We start from the raw sequence: 20,778 nt of genomic DNA on the forward strand, positions 1-20,778 counted from the left end.
GTCGGCAGTCGAGGCTGGTTGTCGCTGGTTGCTTGTCTGGCACTGTGTTTCGGTACCTGAGGGAGCGACTGCTCCCACTTTTATTCGGTCCAGAGGTCACCGTAGGGGAGCTCGCCGAAGCGATCGATCGGCCATGGAACCCGCTCGCCGTTGACAGAAAATCTTACGGTTCTGCGCGGCGGCTGCCTGCGCGGACGGACGTCGACAGCACGGAACGAATAGCCGTCCTGCGGTACCTGCTCCCACTCGAAGTCAACGATTTCGCCGACCTGGAGGTCGGAACCCTGTCCGCGGATCTCGATCGATTCCCCGCGGGCAAGAGGCGGATGATTGAGCGTCCAAAGATTGCTGAAGTGCATCCAGCACCCGCTGGGGGTGTCCGACGATTCGATTACGCCCCACCCTTCTTCGCCGTGCCAGATGGCGACAACACCCACGCTCGTCATCCTGGAACCGTAGCGCGCCTGACATGCACGCCAAGGACCGACGCGCAGCGAATTGTCTCGTCGACCGATCGTGGATACCGCAAGACAACCGCTAGCGGGTCCAGAGATCTTCCGTGCGCCTGCGCACCGTCTACAACCAGGCGCTACCCCGGCACAACAACCACCCTCCGGCGGAGGTCGTGCTCACCCACCCCGAGGCCTGGTCCCAACGCGAACTCGACGTGCTGCGGCACGCCGCGTCCCTGGCGGTCTCGGCGGCAGCGTGTCGCTGATCTCCGAACCCCGCGCCGCCGCGTTCTACTACTCGCGTCAGCACGACGCGAAGATCGTCAAGGGCTCGACGATCGCGGTGTTCGACTTCGGCGGCGGCACCCTCGACATCGCCGTGCTCACCGCGACGAGCGAGTGGACCTTCGAGGTCATCCGGGCCGGCGGCGACAACACCCTCGGCGGCAAGAACCTCGATGCCACCGTCGCCCGGTGGGTCGACGAACGCCTGCGCGACGACGATCCGGATCTGGCGGCGTGGTTGCGCACCCCGGACGGCCTCGACGCCCGCCGCACGCTCGACGATCAGATCCGCCGCGCAAAGGAATTGCTCTCCGAGCATCCCTCGGCGACGATCCGCGTCACCGGCAACGGCGCGGATCTGGCCTTCACCATCACCCGCGACGAGTTCGAGCAACTCATCGAACCGCAGATCACCCGCGGCGTGCAGTTCGCCGGCCAGGTGCTGCGCGATGCCGGGGTGGACCGGTCGGGTCTGCAGGCGCTGTATCTGACCGGCGGTTCCTCGCGGATTCCGTATGTGCATCGGCGGCTGTCCGAACTCGGTTCGATCGCCACCCTCGACGACCCGAAGACCGTCGTGGCCAAGGGCGCGGCAGGGTTCGTCGCCGGCGGACGCACCACCGAACCCGCCGCCGACCTCGACACCGAGGTGCTGCGGCCGGACACTCCCCGCCCCGCAGCACCTCGACCCGGCACTCCTCGACCGGACACCCGTGCAGCCCAGCACAATCCGCTACCGGCGACCGGACTACTCCGCTCGCGATCGTCCCGCCCCCGACTGTTCGCCGGGGCCGCCCTGGCCGCGGTCGCCGCCGGGGCGGCTGTGTTCATCGCGGTCGATCGCGAGACCGGCCTTCCCGCCACGGCCGCCGCCGTCGCCGAGACCGCTGCGCCCGCCGACGGACCGCTGCCCGCGGCGAGCGCCGAGTCGCACCATCTCAGCGCCACCACCGACGACGTGACGGCGCTGCTGCCGACCACACTGCTCACCTCGTCGTCCTCCTGGCGACAAGAGCGGGTTCTCGGGCGAAGGCGCGCTGCAGTTGCAGTGCAACCTCAACGCCGACTCCGCCCTCGGCAAGAGCATCGGGATGGAGCGCTACGAGTACGTCAGCGTCACCGCGTGGCGTGACGACCAGTACGCCCGGTCGAACTTCATCCGGCTGCGCGACACCACCGACGGCACCATCACGATGATCTCCGGCGACAGCACCCGTCTGATCAACTACGACGACTCGGTTAACACCTCTGTCCGCTACACCGTCATCGACCGCTCCACCGGCCTGAACGCCACCTTCCGGATGAACTCCGTCGAGACCGGCACGACGTTCCTGACCGAACTCGGCTGGACCAGCTGACCGTCACCACGGGGACAACAGGGTCAGCGACGCCGACGAGCGTTGCCGTAGCGCTCGACGTGCTCACTCGCTCCGTGCGGGCTCGTTGATCAGGCGGGCGCAGCGCACCACGATCTGCCAGAGCGCATCGATGTCGACCTCCGCGAGGGGAAAACCCCGCATGGCGCCTTCGTGGTCCTGGCCGACGAAGCGTGCGAGTTCGGCGAATCCCGGATGGGCTCGCATCGCCGTGTACTGGCGCCAGTTGCCGTAGGCCATCAGCTGGCCGGCCTTGTTGACCCATAACTGGATCGGGGCGAACCGCAACCCGTACGGGTGCAGGAACACCCCGCCTTGCCCGTAGGTACCGAACCACAGGTCCTCGTGGGAGCCGAGTCGCTCGTCGAGCCCGTCGAGTAGTGCGAACAACCGCTCGGCGATGGCCCGGTCGGACGGGGACGCGATCGCGTCCAGGAAGGATTCCTTGGTCCAGCTGTCCTTCTGGTGTGCCGCTTGGGACTTGGCGTGGGCGATTTCCCCGCCGTAGGTGGACGGGACCAGGATCTCGACACTGCCGTGCCGAGCGTAGGCCAGCTGCAGTGCGGTGACGCGGACGTCGTCGCGGGTAATGCGGTTGAGGTACTCGACCAGACGCCGCAGGTCGGCGTCGATCAGATCGACCGCCAGGCACAGGTGGATCCGGCCGTCCTCGAGGTTGCGGTCGAGCCGCTCGCGGGCAGCATCATCGAGCTCCGACAGATCCGGGCCGCCCTGGCGGGACCACTGCCGATGGAACGCCTCGGGGCCGGACTGCCAAATCGCGGCGGCGTAGTCGAGGACCTGACCGATGACCATGCGGCGGCGTTCGGAGTTCGATGCCAGCTTGCATTCGACCACGGTGATCTCCCCGGCCGGGTCGACGATGCACACATCGGCCGGGCCGGCGACAGTGGACAGCTCCCGCAGCGCCAGAGCGCTTTCGGGGACCCCGGGAACGTGCTCGGGGGCGCCGGCGATGATGGCCTGCAGGTGATCTTCGTTCGTGTACGCCGTCATCTCCGGCGACGACCAACTGCCGCCGGTGCTGGTATCGCGGATCAACAGCCGCCTGTCACTGACTCCTGCCATCCCCGCCTCCACCCTTCCGTCGATGCTCAGATGGACCGTATCCGATCACCCCGGTGCGCCCGGCTGAGTTCAGGTCCCGGTACGGATGTCGGTGGCAGGCCGTGGCCGGACGTCGTCGGGTAGCAGCGACGCGTGCAGGGTCCCGAGGGCGCGGCGACGGTCGATACCGCTGGGCCGCGAGCTCCGATCAGTTCAACGGTGCCGCTCCGAGCTCGCCCGGCGTGGGAAAGGCGAGGCGAAGGTGTTCGGGTCGACAACGTCGTGGTCGTCGAAGGTGTCGATTGCGCTGCTCACGAGCGGTCTCCCTTGGTGATCCGATGGTTCCCGCGCACGGTAGCGAGGCGGCTATCCAGCGCTCTCTGTCGCCTGAGCCTGATCGCTCGAACTATCCATTTCCAGACCTGTCGCAACAGCTCTCTTCAGCCGAATATACCACCTAGCGGTAAACGTATCTCTAGGGCATTTTGCACTAGTAGTACACAATCCATACCTAGCGGCGTAACTTGTCTATCGCAGTCGCCACATCGAAAGGATGAAACATGTCCCCCATGCTCATTCAGCAGGACTCGGATCACAAGGCAACGCTGACCGTCAGCCGACAGAAGGCAGCAGAACTGCTCGGCACTTCGGATGCAAGCGTGCAATTCCTCCTCGAATCGGGCTACCTTCCCGATCTCGACGTCAGCAGGCTGCTCACCATGGCGAACTACCCCCTGCTGTACACCGACGGCGACTACCCGGTCCTGCAGCAGGCATTGGCGTCCGCAATCGAGCCGGAGCCCTATCTCAATCGCACCCAGATCGGTGAGAGCGTCAAGCACACCGACGCCGAATGCGTGCTCGCCAACCAGGGCGCATGGACCAATTTTCGTGACTCCGATGTCCTTGCCGCACGGTTCCTTCCGGTGACCCTCCGGAAGTTCACCGTCTCGGTGCTGCACGTCACGGGGATCCTTGGCTACAACGGTGACCGGACCGTCTATGACGCCACCCTCGCGGGCCGGGTACGGGAACTGGGAAAGCCGGAACTGAACTTCATCGACCCCAACCTCTCGCCCGCGGACCAGGAAATCGTCCGAACCCTGCTGACCTCACGCAGCACCTCGAACGTCCCCGGCCCGTGCGGGAAGCTCAAGACCCTCTGAACAGCGACGCATGACGACCTGTGGCCCCGAGGGAAACCTCGGGGCCACAGGGGATTTCTGCGTCAGGCGACGGTGTACCGGGCCGCCCGGATCGGCGGAGGAGTGTCACCGTACGACCGGGACAGCATCTCGTGCCGCCACGACGTATCCGCCGGAATGTAGACGCCGTTGGCGCGGGAGTGGTGCGCCGGAATGCCGAGGGTGTCCGCGAGGCGGGCCCACTCGGCGAACGGGATGATGCCGTCCTTCGCGCGCCGCGCCTTCGGGATGGTGTTGCGCATGCCACCGTCCTTGTCCCGCAACACCGAGTAGTGCGTGCGGGTGCGGGCGAACAGCGCGGCCCGGATCCGGTACTGCACATCTGCAACGTCGTGGAGGTCGGTGGGGCGGTCGGAGTTGGCTCCGCCCTTGCCTTCCCGTTCGAACGTCGTCGGCCATGCGACCGACCGGCCCCTCGTTGTCCTTCGGCGGCTTCACTGACGGGGTGTTGATCGGCTCGCCCGACGCTGATTCTCGAACAGGTCTTCCTTGTGGGTGTCCTGCCGCTGGGCGCGCAGGTTCTGGATGCGCGAGTAGTTCATCCGCTCGAGCGGGGCGCGGGGCGCGTCGTAGGCGGTGTCCGACGTGCGGTCGCGCCGCAGCTCCGCCATCGACACCCCGGGCCGCAGTGCTGTGTCGCCGGTCGGTGCGGCCCCGTACGCGTCGCCGAGGCTGTGCAGCGCCTCACCGATGTGCTCGCAGCGACCACCGCTGCTGAACTTCCCGCAGGTGCAGGCATCCCGTTACCGCCGGCCTGCGGGAATGGGGACACTAGGTCAACGCCGGACTCATCGCGCCAGACGGTGGCCTGGCCGGAGACGGTCGCCTCGGGGTACCGGAAGCTGACCGACGGGGCGGCGCGGCCCGCGGCGACCTGATCGCGGACATCGCGCGTCGGCGGCAGTTCGCGATGCCACCGCTGGCGAGGCTGTCACGGTCTTGCTCGAGGAGCCGGCGCGCTTCATCACCGCGACTTGCGCTGTCTCTGAGTATTCAGGCGGCGATGTCCTGCCGGATGTTGTCGAGTACGTGCGATAACGCGCTGGGCGGGATCCGGTAGGTGTTGTATCGGCGGACGCTGCGGGCAGCGCGGTCGGCGGCTTCGTTGTGCAGATTCCCGTCGTGTCCTTTCACCCATTCGAAGCTGATCCTGCGATCGGTGATGGCCCGGACGATGCGCTTCGCGACGTAGTTGATGTAGAGATCGGTGCGGTAGTCGCCTTGCGGAGGTCGATTGTTGATTTCGTCGATGTCCATGTTCATAAGTTCGATGGCGTTGAGGCTGTCGGTGCGGATCGTCAAGCGTTGCAGCGGATAGGTCTGTACGGCCAGTTCGATTGCCAGCAGCTCGGCGACCAACGGGTCGTTCGGTGCTTCAGCGTCGAAGTGCGCGTGGACCTCCCCGTTCCTGGTGACCACACCCATTCCGCATCCCGGGTGGTTGCTCGAGACCGATCCGTCGGTGTAGATGACGAGATGTTCGCGACGTGCCCGTTCGATCTGTTGGATGTGCGCGATTGCGAGGTCGCTTCGCCACTGGTCGGCCACAGTGGCCGACCGCTCGTAGGCGGGAATCAAACGAGAACCGAGGGCGTCATACAGGTTCGTTGCGAAGGTCGCGAGAGGAAACGATTCGCTCTCGGCGCGAAGGTGGCGGCGGACGAACGCGTCGCCGATATATACCAAGACGTCCCGATGGTGGGCCTCGGCGTGGGAGTAGATCTCGGCGAATGCGTTCAAGATCTCCATCGCCGCGGTGTCGGATGTCGAACTGCGCGTGTCGGCGTAGAAGCGGGCAACAGGAGTGTCGGCGTCGAGAATGAGGGCGACGATCAGCCGGTGGCAGGCACCATCGGGATCATGACGGTCGACGACACGGACCGCTGCCGTCAGCGCATCTGCCGGCGTCTTGGTCAGGGGACGGTTGCGGATCTGCAGGGGTGTCGGGGCATTCATCATCGTTCCTTCCAGCGTGCGGACTTGTGGTGAGGTGACGGTAGAAGGCATCGTGTGGCCGTGCGGCACCAGGAACCGCACGGTGTCCGTGCTGCGGTGTAGCGCACGGCTGTTCGCGCCCCCAAGGTCTGCCAGAATCCGGCTTCCTACAGTGGCAAGGCACGACCGGTCCGTCCGCACTACGCGGAAATCATGTGGGGAGCTGCGATGACTGCACCAACTGCCACGGTGAGCTACACGGAAGAAAGCCGCCGCCTGTTTCTTCGATCCGTGGCCAACAAGGTCGATGAAGTGGCCAATGCTGCCAGCGCTGGACCCTGGCTGCTGTCACAGACCATCAACGATGCGATCCAGGTCCGACCAGCTCCAGACCACTCGGAACGACACCTGTGCGGGTTGATCGATCCGAATGACGCACGCGCCGCGGTAGCCGCAGATCCGGAAAACCTGCGCTCGTTGGCCAATGTCATGCGCGAAGCTGCAACGAACACGACAACGCCATCGGTCATCATCGATGCGCTCTGCGATGTGGCCCAACGGTGGGACACCGCGATGTTGCTGCGTTGCTCTGGCGTCCTGCAAGCCGTACCCGACCACGCCGCCACCGCACCCTCGAACGGCGCCTCGGGCACATCCACCCCAACCGACGCTGAGCATAGAACTCGTGCTGGAGAGGCAACAGAACCAGCAGCATCGCCGCAGAAAGACAAGGCAGATTCCGGCTCTGCGGCTACGGCAGGTTCGGCCGGATCGACCGCCGAGATGTCTTCTGCCGACAGCGTCTGGACCTGATCGTTATGCCGCCGCGCGCACGCTCTCGCCGAAGTACCCGCACGACGTCACCACGAAGCGCTGTATCCGCTCGACTTGATATGCCGGCTGCTGGCCCGGGTGAGCGGATCTGGGTGCTTGAAGACGTTCCCTTCCGGTGTACACCTCCGGGTTCTCGCTACTACCGGGGCCTTCGCGCCTACGCCTATGTGGGGCGACAGCTGCCGGCTCATCTGGGGATGTTCGCGTCGAAGGCGTACAGCTATGCACGGTGGACCGAAGATGAACTCAACGGGGTACGGAGCCGGGGTGCTCAGGCCGCGCCGAAGACGCCGCGCCCTCTCCAGATCGAGGGCGCTAGAGGTATTGCCTCCGCGTACAAGAGCGGATGGCGCGGAATACTCGTCAGCGACGACATGGGGGTGGGTAAGACCGGCACGGCAGTGCTCGGAGCGAAAGCAATCTGCCACCTCGGAGGTGGCAACACCATCCTGGTCACGGTCGACCGGCCAGCCCGCATCACGATCCCAGCCTGGCGGGACGCGATCGCCGCCTACGGCGGTGACGGTGGGTTCCGTTGGCTGATCATGTCGTCCGACCAGCTCAAGAAGCTGCTCGGACCCAATGGCCAATCGCGCATCCACTTCGACGTCGTGATCAACGACGAAGCCCACCAGTTTCGGCACATCACATCCGATCGCACCCGGTACATGCGGCGGATCAACAAACTGTCAGCGCCACCGCGCAAGGCACCATTCGTCATCTCGCTGACGGCCACCCCAGGCCACCACCCCGGCGAATACACCTACCTGTCGTCTCTACTCGCGCAAATCCACGGAGAGGCACCTGCCGCGTGGGCTGATCTCGGGGCACGGCTCGTCGAGATCGGATTGCCACTAGAGCCAGGATGGGACAAGGGCAAATGGCAGTGGAATGCGGAGGCCAAGCAGTCCCCAGCACTACAGACCAAAGCAGTGACGGTTGTGCGGGAGTGGATGGAAAATACTGATCCGCCCGTGATCCTGCACCGCGACGCACCCTGGGGGCCAGCCCCCATCGATGGGTTGCCGGTCGACTTCACGGCCGAGCAGTGGGCGTCTTACAACCAGGACTGGGCAGAATTCCGAGCAGAGATGCGGCTGGCCCGCACCGGCAGGGATACCGCCCGCGGACGTGCAGCGCTCATCAGGTTCCGACAGAAAGCCAGTTTGCTTCGTGCACCGCAGACCGCCGAGTTGGTCGCTGCGACTGTCGAGCGTGGCTACCAAGTGCTCGTCGCCACGGAACTGACCACCACCGCCGCCGAGCCAGTTGCGGAGCTCCTCGAAGCTCAAGGCATCGGAGTCTCGCGGATCTTCGGTGGCGGCGACCTCGAAAACGAGCGATTGCGTTTCCAGCGGGGCCAGAACCCAGTTGTCGTGTTCAACACGGCATCGGCCATCAACCTGCAGGCCTCAGAGATGTTCACCGACGGCACCTACGCGTCCTCTACACCCCGAGTCGGGTTCTTCCACCAACCTCGTTACTCGGGCATCGCTGCCCGCCAGACGATCGGCCGGGCGCATCGGGACGGGCAGGTGTGTCCCTGGTCGCTGATCTACGCGGCAGGGACTGTCGAAGAATCGGCAGCTCGAACGATGATCGACCGCCTCTTGGTTACAGCTACCAGCGTCAACGGTGACATCAGTGCTTTGGAGGCGATCGCGAAGTTGTTCGACGCGGACTGGTTGCCGGCCTCAGCGCTCGAAGAGTGAGCACCCAAGGCGTGCGATCTTTGTCCGATTTCGCTTGACCGGTTCACGCCGTGAACTATCATGTGGACTGTCGCTTCTCCACGAGCGAGAGTGACACCCCAAAACGCGGGCGCTGACCAGAAGCCCTACGGCGCCTAGGTTGCCCCGCGTCTTGTCCCTGTGGTTGGGACTAGTTGATTCTCCGATAAGTGTGATGGCCCGCTCCGGCGGGCCATCCGCATCTCTACCGCCTCCGCAGCACCCACCATCGACAGAACGAGCCTTCTCACAATGGTGCGAACCATCCACCACGAGGAGGCGTCTGCTCTATGTGTAAGGCCAAACCGGGTCGCCGCTGCCCCAAATGCCGGGCGTCTGCTCTGACGGCGCAACAGGCCACGGTCCGCCGTCTGCACGCCAAGCTACAGACCCTCAAGCCCGGAACTTCGGCACACAGCCAACTACTGCAAGAACGAGACCTCGCTGCCCGGGAACTGATCATGCGGCAGGCTGATCTTGACTCCACCGAAGAAGCCCGCGCGGACCTCGCCGCTGAGATCGAACGACGGCTCGCTACCAACCCCCGCGACAAGGAACTTCCTCGCCTGTCCAAACGCCTGATCGAAGGGCGGCTGATGGAGGCCTACCGCCGCGATCAAGTCGCCGCAATGCCCCCGCGCCCAACCCACCCCGCCGCACTCACCGCATACAAGGAACTTGGTGACGCCCGATACGACATGGCCCGCTGCCGACTGCGCATGGACATGAACGGGGGAAACCAACGGGAATGGGAGTACTGGTCGCGTCGACACTACGAAGCTGCGGAGAACGCAAACATCGCCGCCGCTCGACTGCAGGTGATCGAAGAATCGGGCGACGCACACGCCTGGAATGCACTCAGCGACTCGGAGCGCAGCGCGGCCCGAGTACAGGCCGCCCAGGACGAGACCTTCTCCACTCCGGCCGCACCTCGCCCACTCGAGGACGTCCTCCAGGACTATGCCGACCGTCAGGAAGGATTCGTGCCGATTCCAGATGCGCTCGCCGAAGCGGCCCACCCGCCGTACCCACCGGCGGCCTCATTGATGAAAAACGACCGGCCCACCACTGCAGCTGGTGTGGACGACACACCCGACACCAACAAAGGGACTGGACCGTCCGCATCTCGTGACACGACCCGAGAACCAGCATCTCCGCGCAACCCCGAACCAGGACCCCGCGCCATCGCAGCACAGAAGAAGCGCCGCAACCAGCGGCGACGCAGCGCTCGACAGCTCATGTCGCAGATCCGGTCCACATCCAGCCGTCTCAACCCGGATAGGTTTGCGAGCAAATCCGGATACAACACATCCGCCGGCGGCGCCCCGAACGGTGACTCGTTGGACTTCACCGGCATGCTGTTGCTGATGGAATTACTGCCGACCAAGTGAAGGAGAACTCGTGCTCTTGCGTAGATCGGCCCCGGCAATCGCGATCCTCGGCGCCGCCGCGGTCGCCTTGTCAGCATGCGGGGGAACCAACGACGATGCCCCCGCAGACACCACCGCGACGACATCAGCCGCAGCCGACAACGATGGCACGAGCCTCCCCGCACCAGTCGCCGACTTGGCGGCACTGACCACCACGCTCGCTTCCGATCCGTGCGATTCGCAGCTGACCGAGCCGGTGATCGGCATCGTCAAGTACCAGTACCGGGACCTCGGATTCTCCGCAGACGACATCTCTGTCGACACTGCGACGGGAACCGGCCCCGGCACGATGACCAACTGCACTTTCACGATCGACGCCGGCGCGGGGGAATGGACCGTACCCACGGTCTCTATCGCCACACTGCCCGCTGCGGACAACGCCCTTTCCACAGCTCAGGACGGGGGCAAGATCGCGCCTATCGAACCCGCCCCCGAGGGACTGGACATCCGGCCGCCCTGCAGTGAAAACGACCCGCTCAACCCCACCCCGTGCAGGTACACCCGGATCGCGTACGACCAGGTTGGACTATCGGTCGAGGAAGAAATCGCAGCTACCGGCAAGACCTTCCTCGACACCACCGGCAAAGGCCGCGAACTGCCGGACTCCGGGTACCGCACGGTCGAGCCTGTCGACGCATTCGGAATCAGGAAACTTCCGAGCACGGAAGTTGTCGGCGATAACTGGGTGATGCTCGCGCGCATCGCGCCCCGGAACATGTCGCTGTCCCAGCAGCCGGTCGACGGCTACGTGATCACCGCTGCGACCACTGCCGGAGCAGATCCTGCTGAGGACGACAACGCAGAAGAGCTTACGGACGCAATCAACAGCTACCTCAACGAGAACACTCCGCAGTTCTAACTGCCGCGCGACTGTCGACCGTCGCGTAATTCCCCAGGGGTTTCCGTCATGGAATTCCCCATGTCCGGGTGTGCTGAGTCGAGGGTAGCCGGGCCGGTGCCCGGGTTGGTTCAGTTCGCGGCCGCGGTGCGGTTCCCGGGGCGTTTGCGTGGCCGGTAGGACGGGCCGTCCATCAGGATCTGGTGGCTGGTGTTGATCAACCGATCGAGCAGGGACTCGGCCACGACCGGATTCGGGAACAGCGGATACCAGTCTTTCGGGGCCCGGTTGCTCGTCAGAACCAACGGCTTGCCGGCGATCGCCCGGTCGGATACCAGATCGTAGAGATCATCGGACTGGGTGGTGGTGTGCTCGCGCATCGCGAAGTCGTCGATGATCAACACCAGCGGCCGGGTGTATTCGCGCATCCGTTGGCCGATGGTGCGGTCGGCGTGTCCACCGGCCAGATCGGCGAGCATCCGGGAACACTTGACGAACCGCACGTCCCCGCCGCGTCGGGCCACATGATGCCCTAGCGCTTGTGCCACATGGGTTTTGCCGACGCCGACGGGTCCGTAGAGGATCACCGACTCGCCGGCGTCGAGCCACCGCAGCGCAGCGAGATCCCGCAGCATCGCGGCCGGGAGCTTCGGGTTGGCGGTGAAGTCGAAGTCCTCGAAGGTGGCCTGCTGCTCGAACTTGGCCCGGCGCACCCGCCGGGCCAAGGCGGCGGTTTCGCGGCGGGCGATCTCGTCCTCGCAGAGCACCTGCAGGAACTCGAGGTGCCCGAGCTGCCCGTCGCGGGTTTGCGCCAGGCGCGCGTCGAGGGTGTCGAGCATGCCGGTCAGCTTCAAGGTTTTCAACGCAGCCCGCAGGCTGGGATCATGGATGGTCATGACAGGTGTCCTCACAGCATCTAGTGAAAGTAATTGCAGTTCAATATTTCTGGCGATATGAACGGATCAAGCGGATCGTTCGGTGTCGAACGCGGCCGGCCCGCGCAACAACGCCGGCGCGGTGACCCCGGCATCGGCGACGTCCTGGCCGTCGTGTTCGGTGCCGGCGACGAGGATGCCCTTGACCGTGCGATAACGCGGATCACCGACCTCGAGGGCACGGGCGCAGGCCGCATCGATGCGGGCATCGTCGTAACGCGACCGCAGCCGGATGATGCCCTGGATCGATCGCAGTCGATGGATCGCGTTGACCTGGGACAATTCGTCGACGATCGCGACCGCGCCGGGTCCGATCTGCTCGGCCTGGACCCGGCACCACACCACCGTCTGCAACGTGAACGCGGTCTTCTCCGGCGGATAATGCTCGGGATTGGTCGCTCTCCCGGACAGGCGGCGCACATGGGTGGCCACGACCTGCTCGTCGTGGAAGATCTGCACCACATCCCCGGCGGTGCGCACCAGCAATCGTCGGCCGATCAGCTGCCACGGCGCCGAATACAACGCCTTGCCGGCCTTGACGTGACAGTCCGGGGCGAGTTTGCCGGTGGAGTAGACCACCGGCTCGAACCTCCTGGGCGGCAACGGCGTCAGGGTGTGCTTTTCGACGGCGTCGAACACCACCGCCGGGTGCGCACCACCGAGACCGCGATGCTGATGCCGGCCGTAGACGTCGGTGCACCATGCCAGTGCGGCGGCCTGCATCTGCGTCAGCGAGGTGAACTCGCGGCCCCGGAAGAACGAGTCCCGGATATAGGGCATGGGCCGTTCGATGCGTGGTTTGTCCTTGGGTTTGCCGGCCCGGGCCGGATCGATGAGCACCTGATAGAAGTCGGCGAGTTCGGCATAGGCCCGGTTGATCTGCGGATCGTAGAGATCGGGGCGGTCCACCCCGGTTTTGAGGTTGTCACACACCATCCGCGCCGGAGCGCCGCCGAAGAACTCGAACGCGGCCACATGCGAAGCGCACCACGAGGTTTGATCCATCCGCAGCACCGGTTGGACGAACAGCATCCGCGAACACGCCAGGATCATCGCGAACGCCCATACCGCCACCCGCCGATCCGTCGCCGGATCGCGCCACATCCCCAACTTGCCGTAGTCGACCTGGCCCTCGTCGCCCGGCGGAACCGGGCCGCGGGGAAAGGTTGCTTTCGACGCCGCGACCCGTTCGGCGAATCGTGTTGCGATATATCGCCGCACGGTCGATTCCGACACCGGGACACCGTGGTCGTCGCGCAGGCGTTGAGCGATCGTCGCCACGGTCACCGACTCGTCGAGTTGGCCCTCGATCCAGGTGTGGTGGGCGGCGATCGCCGGCCAGGTCACCGCCCGTGCCGTCGGGTCCACCACTTCCGGGAACCAGGACGTGATCAACTCGCGCCACAGGTTCTCGTCGAACTTGTCGCCGTCGCCAGGGGTCAGTCCCGCCGCCAGCGCCGGGGCCAAGTACTTGCGGATGGTTTTGCGGTCGAGTCCCAGGGCTGTCGAGATCTGCACCTGGGAGCGGCCGGCATGCCAATGCCGGAACAACTCCATCAGATCGGTCATCGTCCACGTTCTCCTTGCCACCGTCGGGCCCCTTCCCAGGCCCTCGGTGGACCTTGGGAAGAAGCGAACCTGCAGCAGCACCCACACCCCGGCCGACACGCCCCGAGGGTGGGGAATTACGTGACGGCCGGGTGAGGAATTACGTGACGGGTCGACCCCTCAACCTGGGGAATTACATGACCGCTGACAGCGACCGAACCGCTGCCGTCACACTGTCCGGGAACGGAAAGGAGGCGGCCGATGCAACTCGTGCTCGGCATCATTGCCGCGTTGATCACGATCTCGCTGGTGCGCTCTGCCTGGGCAGCTGGCGCGGCGCGTTCGCTGTTGTACGTGCCGGCTGCGTTCATCCCGATGGGATTCACCTATTTCGGATGGAACGACACCGGCGGTGGGATGTGGGTGGCATGGCCGTACTACGTAGTCGCCACTGTGGTGTTGGCACGCCAACTCGTGCTGGTGTCGCGTCGACTGCCACACCGAGGTCACTACGACAAGGTCGCGTCGTGGGCCGAACCCGCGGCGAGCATGGTCGCGTAACCGACTGGACATAGGCAAGGGCGCCCGGCATTGAAATTCTCCAGGAAACAAGATCTTCGACTGCTGGGCGCCCCGGCTACGACTGACTCGTCGACGTGTTACTTCTCGGTGAGCCCGAGCTCTTCAGAGAGCATCGGCCAGGACCGGTGGAAGGCGTCCTGCCAGTAACCCCACGAGTGAGTACCGCCAGGTTGCACCGCACTCGCGATCGCCCGCTATCTCCAGGTTGAGACCGGGACTTCGCTTCGCTCCCTGGTTCGGACCCTGCGCCCGCTCCAGGAAATCACTATCACCATCGCCGGCCACCCCCATACCGCTACCGACCCTCTCGACCCGGACGCGGTCCGCATCCTCACCGCGCTGGGTCTACCGACCCGGTGATCGGAGCGGGGCACTAAATCTGTGCAAGTCAGGTCTCACGGCCGCGACGGTCGTCCTGGCGGTCCCGGGGTTCGAAGCGGTCGCCGACGCCGTGGCCGTCCGCTGATCACGGTGAGCGCTCCGGGAGCGCCGATAGGCGTATCAGGCGGCGAGTTCGCGTCGTACTGCTCGACGTTCCCGGAAGTTGGCACGTTCCTTGATCCGCTTCGCTTCCCCGGGCTTCCAGTTGGTGGCCTGGCGGCTCACGCGGGTGAAGGCGTCTCGTTCGTCTCCGCCGACGGTCTTGCGCTTCATGGCTGCTCCTGCCGTTCGCTGTGCTGTTGTGATGACACAGCTTTCGCAACCGGTCGTCGCGGGTGTTTCACACCGATAGGCCGTGCTCCGCTGCCTCGGCTGGCGAACCGAACCCGTCGTTGCACCTCGCTTGACCCTTCACACACCGGGAGGCCTATGAACATTCCATCCACGCCAGAAGACGCGCAAAACACCGCACTCAGGTCCCGAAAAGTCACGCTGTCCGGCCTGCTCGGTACCGTCCTCAAGTACTACGATTTCCTGTTCTACAGCACCATGGCCGCACTCGCCTTCGGGGGTCTGTTCTTTCCCATCGGTGAACTCGGCTGCCTCAACCATCGCAGCTTCGGCATCCTCGCCGCCGGCTATGCTGCTCGCCCACTGGGTGGAGTGATCTTCGGCCACTTCGGCGACAAACCCGGCCGCAAATCGATGCTGATCGTCACCATGGCGATCATGGGCGGAGCGAGTTTCCTGATCGGCCTGCTCCCCCCTTACGTATCCATCCCTACGCAGCCATCGAGATCCTCGCGCCGATTCTCCTCGTGACATTACGAGTCGTGCAGAGTGTCGCGATCGGAGGCGAATCGGGCGGAGCTGCACTGATGGTCACTGAGCACGCGAATCGGACCGTCGCGGACGCTGGGCAGGGATCATGCAGCTCGGCTGTCCCCTCGGGTTCGTCTTCTCCACCGTTGTGATCATGGCCATCAGCCTTGAGTTCTCGATTCCTCGCCCTGAGCCGGCGGAGTTCCGGCCATCTCGCTGGTCACCCCCGGGCGCTTGCCCGCGTCGACCTGGTCACGGCGGACCCAGTTCAGCAGCGTCTGTGCCGACCCGAGGGCCAACTTGTCAGCGACCGACTCGATCGCCGCCCACTCCGAGGAATACTCGCCACGCCCCTCGGCAACCATCCGCACCACCCGCTCACGCAGCTCGGACGGGTATTTCCTCGAACCTGATATGACTCCATCCTTCACAAGCGATAACGTCTCTGGACACACCGAGGAGATTCGTCTCGTGCACCTGCTACTGATGGTTTATTGCGAGAATTAACGAATCGGAGAGCGACGCCAAGAGCAGCTCGACCTGCCTTCTGTCGACAGTGCCCGCATCGAACTCAGCAGTGGCTTTCGTCGTGCCGCCCTCATCCTCTCGTACGGATATGAACACGTCGCTGCCCATGCCAGGCCGGGCACTAGCCTTAGCGAGAAGAAACTCACCGCGGTGTGCTGTGCCAGCCTCCGCGCGCCGCAGAGGGCGGACTTCGAAGTAGATCGCAGCCCCCGCTGACTGGTTCGTCCAATCAAGATCGAACCGTCGCCCCAGTTGCACTAATGGCAGTGCGCCGTCCACGATCGTCGCGAATTCTGCGTCGACGATTCGGCGGCGCTCGCTGGGCGTGAGCCGGGAACTGCGATCGATCAACGCGACGGGAACGCCGAAACTGAACAAACCGCACGAATCGGCATATCGCACTCGCGACCTGCCATGAACGGACGCACATACCGCGGCCACCTGTCGGTCGAAAACTGTCGTCAACGCATCGAAGAACGAGGCCATGCAGAACGTGTAGACGCTAACTCGCTCGCTTCGTGCAGCATCCGTCAGCGAACGCCACGTCACGGCCGTCTTGCATTCGGAAAAAGTCGGCTGATCAATAGAGCAGGGGTCGGCTCTCAATAGTGCATCGACTCGAGGCGGGTAGCCGCCTAGCGTGTCCATGCTACGTTTCGCACGCGCGACACATTCTCGGCCTTCCTCGGACGCCAGCGTCAGTCGTTGCTCGTGACAGTAGGCCAAGTAGTCGTAGCGGGGATCGGCATGTCGGATGCCAGGGTCCGACAGAATTTCCTGCATGGTCTGGTCGAGTCCAACAAACGAACGTTCGTCCATCGCTACATGGTCAACGGCGACGATGACCGCGACGATATTCCCGGAGCGGCCGATACAAATAACGAGAGCAGCCAATCCTTGCGACAGATCGAGTGGTTCGAAATAAGCGTTCGATTCTCTCGCCAACGTCTGAGGATCGGAGTCGTCAACATCGCGGATCTCGACGAAGTTGGTAGTCATCTGTTGCACTGCGGATTGCATGTCCAGCACGTCCACCCGCGTATCGGATTGAAATCGAAAACGCAGGATATCGTGCCGAGCTATAAGCACCGCGCACAGTCTCGAAACGAATTCCATCGAGAATGGTATCTCGCTACTTGCGTGCCACCGCAGAGCAATCGGCCGTCGGCCATGGCCGGCGACGGTGGCGAGTCGCGATTCTAACTGCAGGCTGGGCGGAACCTCGATACGAATAGCCACTTCACTCCTCACTTCGAACGATTACGAGATGTTGGCAGACGTCGACGAGTGCTGTAGGCCTCCAATGAAACGGTGGCCACGAGCGGCTCATTGACGCAGATCCGGTCAGACGAGAGCCGTTCCAGCACAATGTCACTTGCTCGATTTAGGTCTTCCGCGGGCACTCGACCGAGGTATGGGACGTAACCCGACTGCAACCGTGCAATGATTTCCTGACGTGACACTGCCACGGACCAACTGCCGACCATTTCACGCTTGACTACCAGGCCGAGTTGCTGCAGATTCTTATCTATGGCGGCGTCTGCGCCCTTGCCATATAATCGAAATCCGAAGTAACCCATCCTTCGAAGTGCGTCATGGAAAAGGCTCTCAACAGCCTTGAGTTCTTCCTCCAAATCCACCCGAGAAACCAACCGGAGCAGAACCCCTCCGTCTTTAACGACGCGCAGCGCCTCCAGGGCAGCTCGTACGGGACTCGGTGCAAAACAGAATACCTCGTGCTCAATCGCGCAGTCGACCGCTTCGTCCACCATAGGAAGTTGAAGACACGTGGACTGCGCCACCAAGATCTGTGGGTCATGCGTGGTTGGCGCAATGAACTCTCGCAACATGTCTCGGGAGATATCCGTCGCAACCACCTTCGCGCCCAGATTCACCGCAATCTCCGAGAGTGCTCCTGTCCCGCAACCAATATCGGCAACAACCGACGAGGGTGACACCGACGTCGAGAGTGCGCTCTTCACGGCTGAAAAAAAATCGTCACCTCGGAACCGGCGGCGATTGTATCCGGAAGCTTGTTCGGCGAAGTAGTCCTGTCCGTACACGCTCCAGATCCGGCAACCGGTGCCGCCGCAGCCATAAAGCTCGCTATACAGCGACGCCCGCTGCACAGCATGCGCAACCCTAAGCTCTGACAACCACCCGGCCAGACCGAGACACATTCCGATCTGAAAGGCTCGAACTACCGAACGGCGGTGGGGATCGTCGAACGGCTCGGACCAATCCTTGAGTAGAGCCCTCAGCTCTCGGTCGGCCGCCACCTCACCCAGGTCTGGACAGATCATCGAATGCACTCGGGCGCCCAGGCCCGCTCTGAGCAGCAGAGAGGAGTCTGCGACCTCAAGCTCGCCACCGTGCAGAAGTCGGCTACTTACACTCTCCAGGATACTCGGCAACCAGCCGGCAATAGACTCGATGTGTTCCTCGGACAGCAGCGGAACATGCTCGAACGTGCTATTCAACCGGCACACCGTCCCATAGCGGTGCGCCGAACGATCCCCGCAGCCTCTTGAGGGAATCCATACTGACAGCACCAAGATCGCCTCGGCTGACCGAAGAGATCATGTCCGCAACAATAGTCATGCTCTCCGCAGTGGCGCCGAGTAGCGCCATCTCAGCGGTACCCAGCCGGAGCGATGGCCCTCCCAAACGCGGGAGGCTCCTCTGTACATTCAGGAAGATTCCCGCGGACGCAAGTACATCCGCAACCTCGAACCACGAATTGGCGAAGCTTGCATCGGGGCCTACCCAGACCTGGTGGGATTCGACACATCCCGGCGGTGCGGACTCGACCGCCACGCCTCGGACGTCGAGGGCACTTGCTAGTGATCGACTGCAGTCCAATACCCGCGCGGCATACTCCACGCCGTAGCACTGAAACTCCAACGCCGACAGCGCAAGAGATGCCTCAGCGGCGAGGTGGTGGCTGCTCAGGATGTACGGCTGCGCAGCACCCAGGTCCTTGTTCACCCCACCATCCGACGTCATGATGCAGCCCTTGTGCGGACCTGGGAAGGTTTTGTGGGTTGACCCACCGAAGGACAATGGGCCGTCGACGGCGGGGCGGCTGTGTGCGCCTCCGAGGATCAATCCGAGCGTGTGACTGCAGTCAACATGTACCCACGCGTCCACCCCTCGCGACCGCAGTTCTTTGGTGGCTTCCGTATACCTGGGCTCTACCACAGTGTTCTGGACGTCCAGATACACGCCTACCACCAAGCGCGGGTCCAAGCTCGACAGGGCGGATCGAACATCGAAGACGCCGTACTCGTCGTAACGGATCGGTACGGGAATTCCTCCGACCATCTTGATAATCTCGCCTGTCGCGTAGTGACCGCCACTCGCCTCCTCGACATACAAGATCATCCCCGGCCCCCGCCGAGCCATCGCGTACAGCACCAGATGCATGGCCGACATCCCCGATACGGGCCGCGTATTGACGAACTGGGATTGGCTCAACTCCGCCAGCGCAGTCCTTCCCGCCTCGACCAGGCGTGCGGCCCGGGCGCCTGCCGGGAACTCATCGGTACCGTTGGAGTCGGATCCGAAGTGATACCTGTTCGCCAAATCGGACCCCAGAAGCGCCGCAGCCCGCGGGCTCAACCTGTTCTCGCTGGGTGTGAGATTAACTATCGAGCCGCGCTCCGCCTCGGATAGATCGGAAAGCAGCGTTTGCACCCTCGAAATCATTTCTATTATCCTCGTTGCTCGCTATTGAAACTAGCACTTCCGTCGGATGCTGCAGGCCATGAATAGGCCGGAACATGCCAGCTGAATACGCGCCGAAACCTCGAAAGATTAAGCGATCGCCGACAACGAACTCCCGCGCTTCCTCGACGATTAACCAGACGTCACCCTCGTAGCACGTCGGGCCCGCTATACGGCTGAGGCCAACCCGACGACGGTCAGCGGCGCCAACAAATCGGCAGCCAACGAATTCGATGTCGGTCCAGCTATTCAGAGAGAACACCGATACATCCAGAGTGACTTCTTGAAAATTACTGTTCCTGGACACCGACACGACGTTGCATACGACGTACCCGGAACCCATTACTGCATCGGCGCCCGGCTCCAGCTCGAAAGTCTGGACGTACGGCAAGAGCTCGGTAGACAACACTTGTCGGACTTGCCTTGCGCCGACATTTCGAAAGAGTGCGATCATCCCGCCTCCGAGACTCACCGTTTCGACACGCGGGAGATATAGGATCGCTTCACGAAGGAGTCCAATAAGCGAGTGGAGTTGCGCGATATCACTCACGTTCGCAACGTGACCCAATACGTGACTTATACGTCCCCTCTCGCGAACGCTGAGCGTGGACAGTTGCCCGATCTCGATACCAAACCTGCTTGCCGGGTCGGTGCGCACGCGTAGCCCGATCGATTTCACGCGGCCGACGTATGCCTTGAATTGAGGGATGGAATTGCAGAACACCACGCCGCCCGACGTCTCGCCGACTACCCGGCGAAGGGTATGCGAATCTCCGGGGAACACGAATCTAAAGTCGTCAAACCCCGCAGTCTTGGCGGAGGAGTACTCGGCAACGCTCGAAACCGAAGCAAAATCGACAACAGACGCCAAATAGCTAAGGACCGAGGGCGTCCGGTTCGCCTTGACTGCAAATCCGAGGCCATGCTCCCCTACTGTTTCACGATACTTCTGGACGGAGCATTCGATGTCGATCGCATTGTAGATCAGAGCCGAATCGTTGGCACCGATACCGATGGACGGCAATGATTCCAGGAGCGTGTCCACGTCGAGGTTCTTCGACGCCCAATCGAATCCGGAAACAGCGGTCAGCGACTGTGCCACG

Annotated in this window: 22 protein-coding genes and 2 pseudogenes; 11 read left to right on the top strand and 13 right to left on the bottom strand. The window is 63.5% G+C overall.

The features are described from left to right. Positions 1 to 80 precede the first annotated feature (80 nt). On the bottom strand, positions 81 to 446 hold the full coding sequence (locus tag BO226_RS25260; protein WP_071936623.1) for a hypothetical protein: 366 nt from the start codon (positions 444 to 446) through the stop codon (positions 81 to 83). Between the two features lie 113 nt (positions 447 to 559). Here BO226_RS25260 and BO226_RS28290 point away from each other — a divergent pair, with 113 nt between their 5' ends. The 3 genes from BO226_RS28290 to BO226_RS28295 are packed head-to-tail and all read left to right on the top strand — an operon-like array spanning position 560 to position 2,095. Beyond that, complete coding sequence (locus BO226_RS28290) at positions 560 to 718, top strand: hypothetical protein (protein WP_232238170.1); 159 nt, start codon at positions 560 to 562, stop codon at positions 716 to 718. Next, positions 709 to 1,869, top strand: a complete 1,161-nt coding sequence (locus BO226_RS25265; RefSeq protein ID WP_232238171.1) for an Hsp70 family protein — start codon at positions 709 to 711, stop codon at positions 1,867 to 1,869. Before BO226_RS28290 ends, BO226_RS25265 begins: the two co-directional genes overlap by 10 nt. Next, positions 1,829 to 2,095 carry a hypothetical protein gene (locus tag BO226_RS28295; RefSeq protein WP_232238172.1) on the top strand — a complete coding sequence of 89 codons (267 nt, stop codon included), beginning with the start codon at positions 1,829 to 1,831 and terminating at the stop codon, positions 2,093 to 2,095. Before BO226_RS25265 ends, BO226_RS28295 begins: the two co-directional genes overlap by 41 nt. A 63-nt stretch (positions 2,096 to 2,158) precedes the next feature. On the opposite strand, the gene BO226_RS27410 is transcribed toward BO226_RS28295, so the two are convergent. After that, entirely contained in the window at positions 2,159 to 3,202 is a 1,044-nt protein-coding gene (locus tag BO226_RS27410) for a hypothetical protein (RefSeq protein WP_156895405.1), read from the bottom strand. Between the two features lie 539 nt (positions 3,203 to 3,741). Here BO226_RS27410 and BO226_RS25280 point away from each other — a divergent pair. Next, positions 3,742 to 4,347 carry a transcriptional regulator gene (locus tag BO226_RS25280; protein ID WP_232238173.1) on the top strand — a complete coding sequence of 202 codons (606 nt, stop codon included), beginning with the start codon at positions 3,742 to 3,744 and terminating at the stop codon, positions 4,345 to 4,347. A 62-nt stretch (positions 4,348 to 4,409) separates the two neighbouring features. Here the strand turns inward: BO226_RS25280 and BO226_RS25285 are convergent, their stop codons facing one another. The 3 genes from BO226_RS25285 to BO226_RS25290 form a co-directional block, all read right to left on the bottom strand. After that, positions 4,410 to 4,706 (bottom strand): hypothetical protein, encoded by a 297-nt coding sequence (locus BO226_RS25285; RefSeq protein ID WP_071936626.1) that lies wholly within the window; start codon positions 4,704 to 4,706, stop codon positions 4,410 to 4,412. A gap of 114 nt (positions 4,707 to 4,820) precedes the next feature. Further along, entirely contained in the window at positions 4,821 to 4,997 is a 177-nt protein-coding gene (locus tag BO226_RS27415) for a hypothetical protein (protein ID WP_156895406.1), read from the bottom strand. Between the two features lie 382 nt (positions 4,998 to 5,379). After that, positions 5,380 to 6,345 carry a ribonuclease HI gene (locus BO226_RS25290; protein WP_071936627.1) on the bottom strand — a complete coding sequence of 322 codons (966 nt, stop codon included), beginning with the start codon at positions 6,343 to 6,345 and terminating at the stop codon, positions 5,380 to 5,382. A gap of 204 nt (positions 6,346 to 6,549) precedes the next feature. On the opposite strand from BO226_RS25290, the gene BO226_RS27420 reads away from it, so the two are divergent. From BO226_RS27420 to BO226_RS25310, 4 genes are all read left to right on the top strand, one after another. Next, positions 6,550 to 7,134 (top strand): hypothetical protein, encoded by a 585-nt coding sequence (locus BO226_RS27420; protein WP_156895408.1) that lies wholly within the window; start codon positions 6,550 to 6,552, stop codon positions 7,132 to 7,134. Positions 7,135 to 7,352: 218 nt separating this feature from the next. Further along, positions 7,353 to 8,867: a DEAD/DEAH box helicase family protein gene (locus BO226_RS25295; protein WP_232238174.1), complete on the top strand. Its 1,515-nt coding sequence runs from the start codon at positions 7,353 to 7,355 to the stop codon at positions 8,865 to 8,867. Positions 8,868 to 9,175: 308 nt separating this feature from the next. Next, entirely contained in the window at positions 9,176 to 10,276 is a 1,101-nt protein-coding gene (locus tag BO226_RS25305) for a hypothetical protein (RefSeq protein WP_198040691.1), read from the top strand. Positions 10,277 to 10,286: 10 nt separating this feature from the next. Further along, complete coding sequence (locus tag BO226_RS25310; RefSeq protein ID WP_071936631.1) at positions 10,287 to 11,174, top strand: hypothetical protein; 888 nt, start codon at positions 10,287 to 10,289, stop codon at positions 11,172 to 11,174. 110 nt (positions 11,175 to 11,284) lie between these two features. Here BO226_RS25310 and istB read toward each other — a convergent pair whose 3' ends face one another. Both istB and istA read right to left on the bottom strand, forming a co-directional pair. After that, on the bottom strand, positions 11,285 to 12,049 hold the full coding sequence (gene istB / locus BO226_RS27805) for an IS21-like element helper ATPase IstB (RefSeq protein WP_064257733.1): 765 nt from the start codon (positions 12,047 to 12,049) through the stop codon (positions 11,285 to 11,287). A gap of 66 nt (positions 12,050 to 12,115) precedes the next feature. Next, a complete protein-coding gene (gene istA, locus BO226_RS27810; RefSeq protein WP_071934926.1) occupies positions 12,116 to 13,657 on the bottom strand; it encodes an IS21 family transposase in 1,542 nt (513 codons plus the stop codon). Between the two features lie 240 nt (positions 13,658 to 13,897). Here istA and BO226_RS25325 point away from each other — a divergent pair, with 240 nt between their 5' ends. Together BO226_RS25325 and BO226_RS28815 are read left to right on the top strand one after the other, a co-directional pair. Beyond that, entirely contained in the window at positions 13,898 to 14,197 is a 300-nt protein-coding gene (locus BO226_RS25325; RefSeq protein WP_071936632.1) for a hypothetical protein, read from the top strand. Positions 14,198 to 14,392: 195 nt separating this feature from the next. Then, positions 14,393 to 14,578 (top strand): annotated as a pseudogene (locus tag BO226_RS28815) (IS1634 family transposase); the annotation flags it as partial. Between the two features lie 141 nt (positions 14,579 to 14,719). On the opposite strand, the gene BO226_RS27425 reads toward BO226_RS28815, so the two are convergent. Next, positions 14,720 to 14,872, bottom strand: coding sequence for a hypothetical protein (locus BO226_RS27425; RefSeq protein WP_156895410.1), 153 nt, complete (start codon positions 14,870 to 14,872; stop codon positions 14,720 to 14,722). Between the two features lie 156 nt (positions 14,873 to 15,028). Here BO226_RS27425 and BO226_RS25335 point away from each other — a divergent pair, with 156 nt between their 5' ends. Next, a complete protein-coding gene (locus BO226_RS25335; RefSeq protein WP_071936633.1) occupies positions 15,029 to 15,421 on the top strand; it encodes a hypothetical protein in 393 nt (130 codons plus the stop codon). A gap of 166 nt (positions 15,422 to 15,587) precedes the next feature. On the opposite strand, the pseudogene BO226_RS28300 reads toward BO226_RS25335, so the two are convergent. The 5 genes and pseudogenes from BO226_RS28300 to BO226_RS25360 all read right to left on the bottom strand — a co-directional run. Next, a pseudogene (locus BO226_RS28300) lies at positions 15,588 to 15,786 on the bottom strand (IS3-like element IS987 family transposase); the annotation flags it as partial. A 115-nt stretch (positions 15,787 to 15,901) separates the two neighbouring features. Next, a complete protein-coding gene (locus tag BO226_RS25345; RefSeq protein ID WP_071936635.1) occupies positions 15,902 to 17,065 on the bottom strand; it encodes a condensation domain-containing protein in 1,164 nt (387 codons plus the stop codon). Between the two features lie 131 nt (positions 17,066 to 17,196). Next, positions 17,197 to 18,429, bottom strand: coding sequence for a class I SAM-dependent methyltransferase (locus BO226_RS25350; protein WP_156895412.1), 1,233 nt, complete (start codon positions 18,427 to 18,429; stop codon positions 17,197 to 17,199). Next, on the bottom strand, positions 18,422 to 19,645 hold the full coding sequence (locus BO226_RS25355; protein WP_071936637.1) for a hypothetical protein: 1,224 nt from the start codon (positions 19,643 to 19,645) through the stop codon (positions 18,422 to 18,424). The genes BO226_RS25350 and BO226_RS25355 overlap by 8 nt, the downstream gene beginning before the upstream one ends. Further along, on the bottom strand, positions 19,593 to 20,777 hold the full coding sequence (locus tag BO226_RS25360; RefSeq protein WP_156895413.1) for a hypothetical protein: 1,185 nt from the start codon (positions 20,775 to 20,777) through the stop codon (positions 19,593 to 19,595). The genes BO226_RS25355 and BO226_RS25360 overlap by 53 nt, the downstream gene beginning before the upstream one ends. Position 20,778 lies beyond the last annotated feature (1 nt).

It is taken from the genome of Rhodococcus sp. 2G, assembly GCF_001886355.1.
GTDB lineage: Bacteria > Actinomycetota > Actinomycetes > Mycobacteriales > Mycobacteriaceae > Rhodococcus > Rhodococcus pyridinivorans.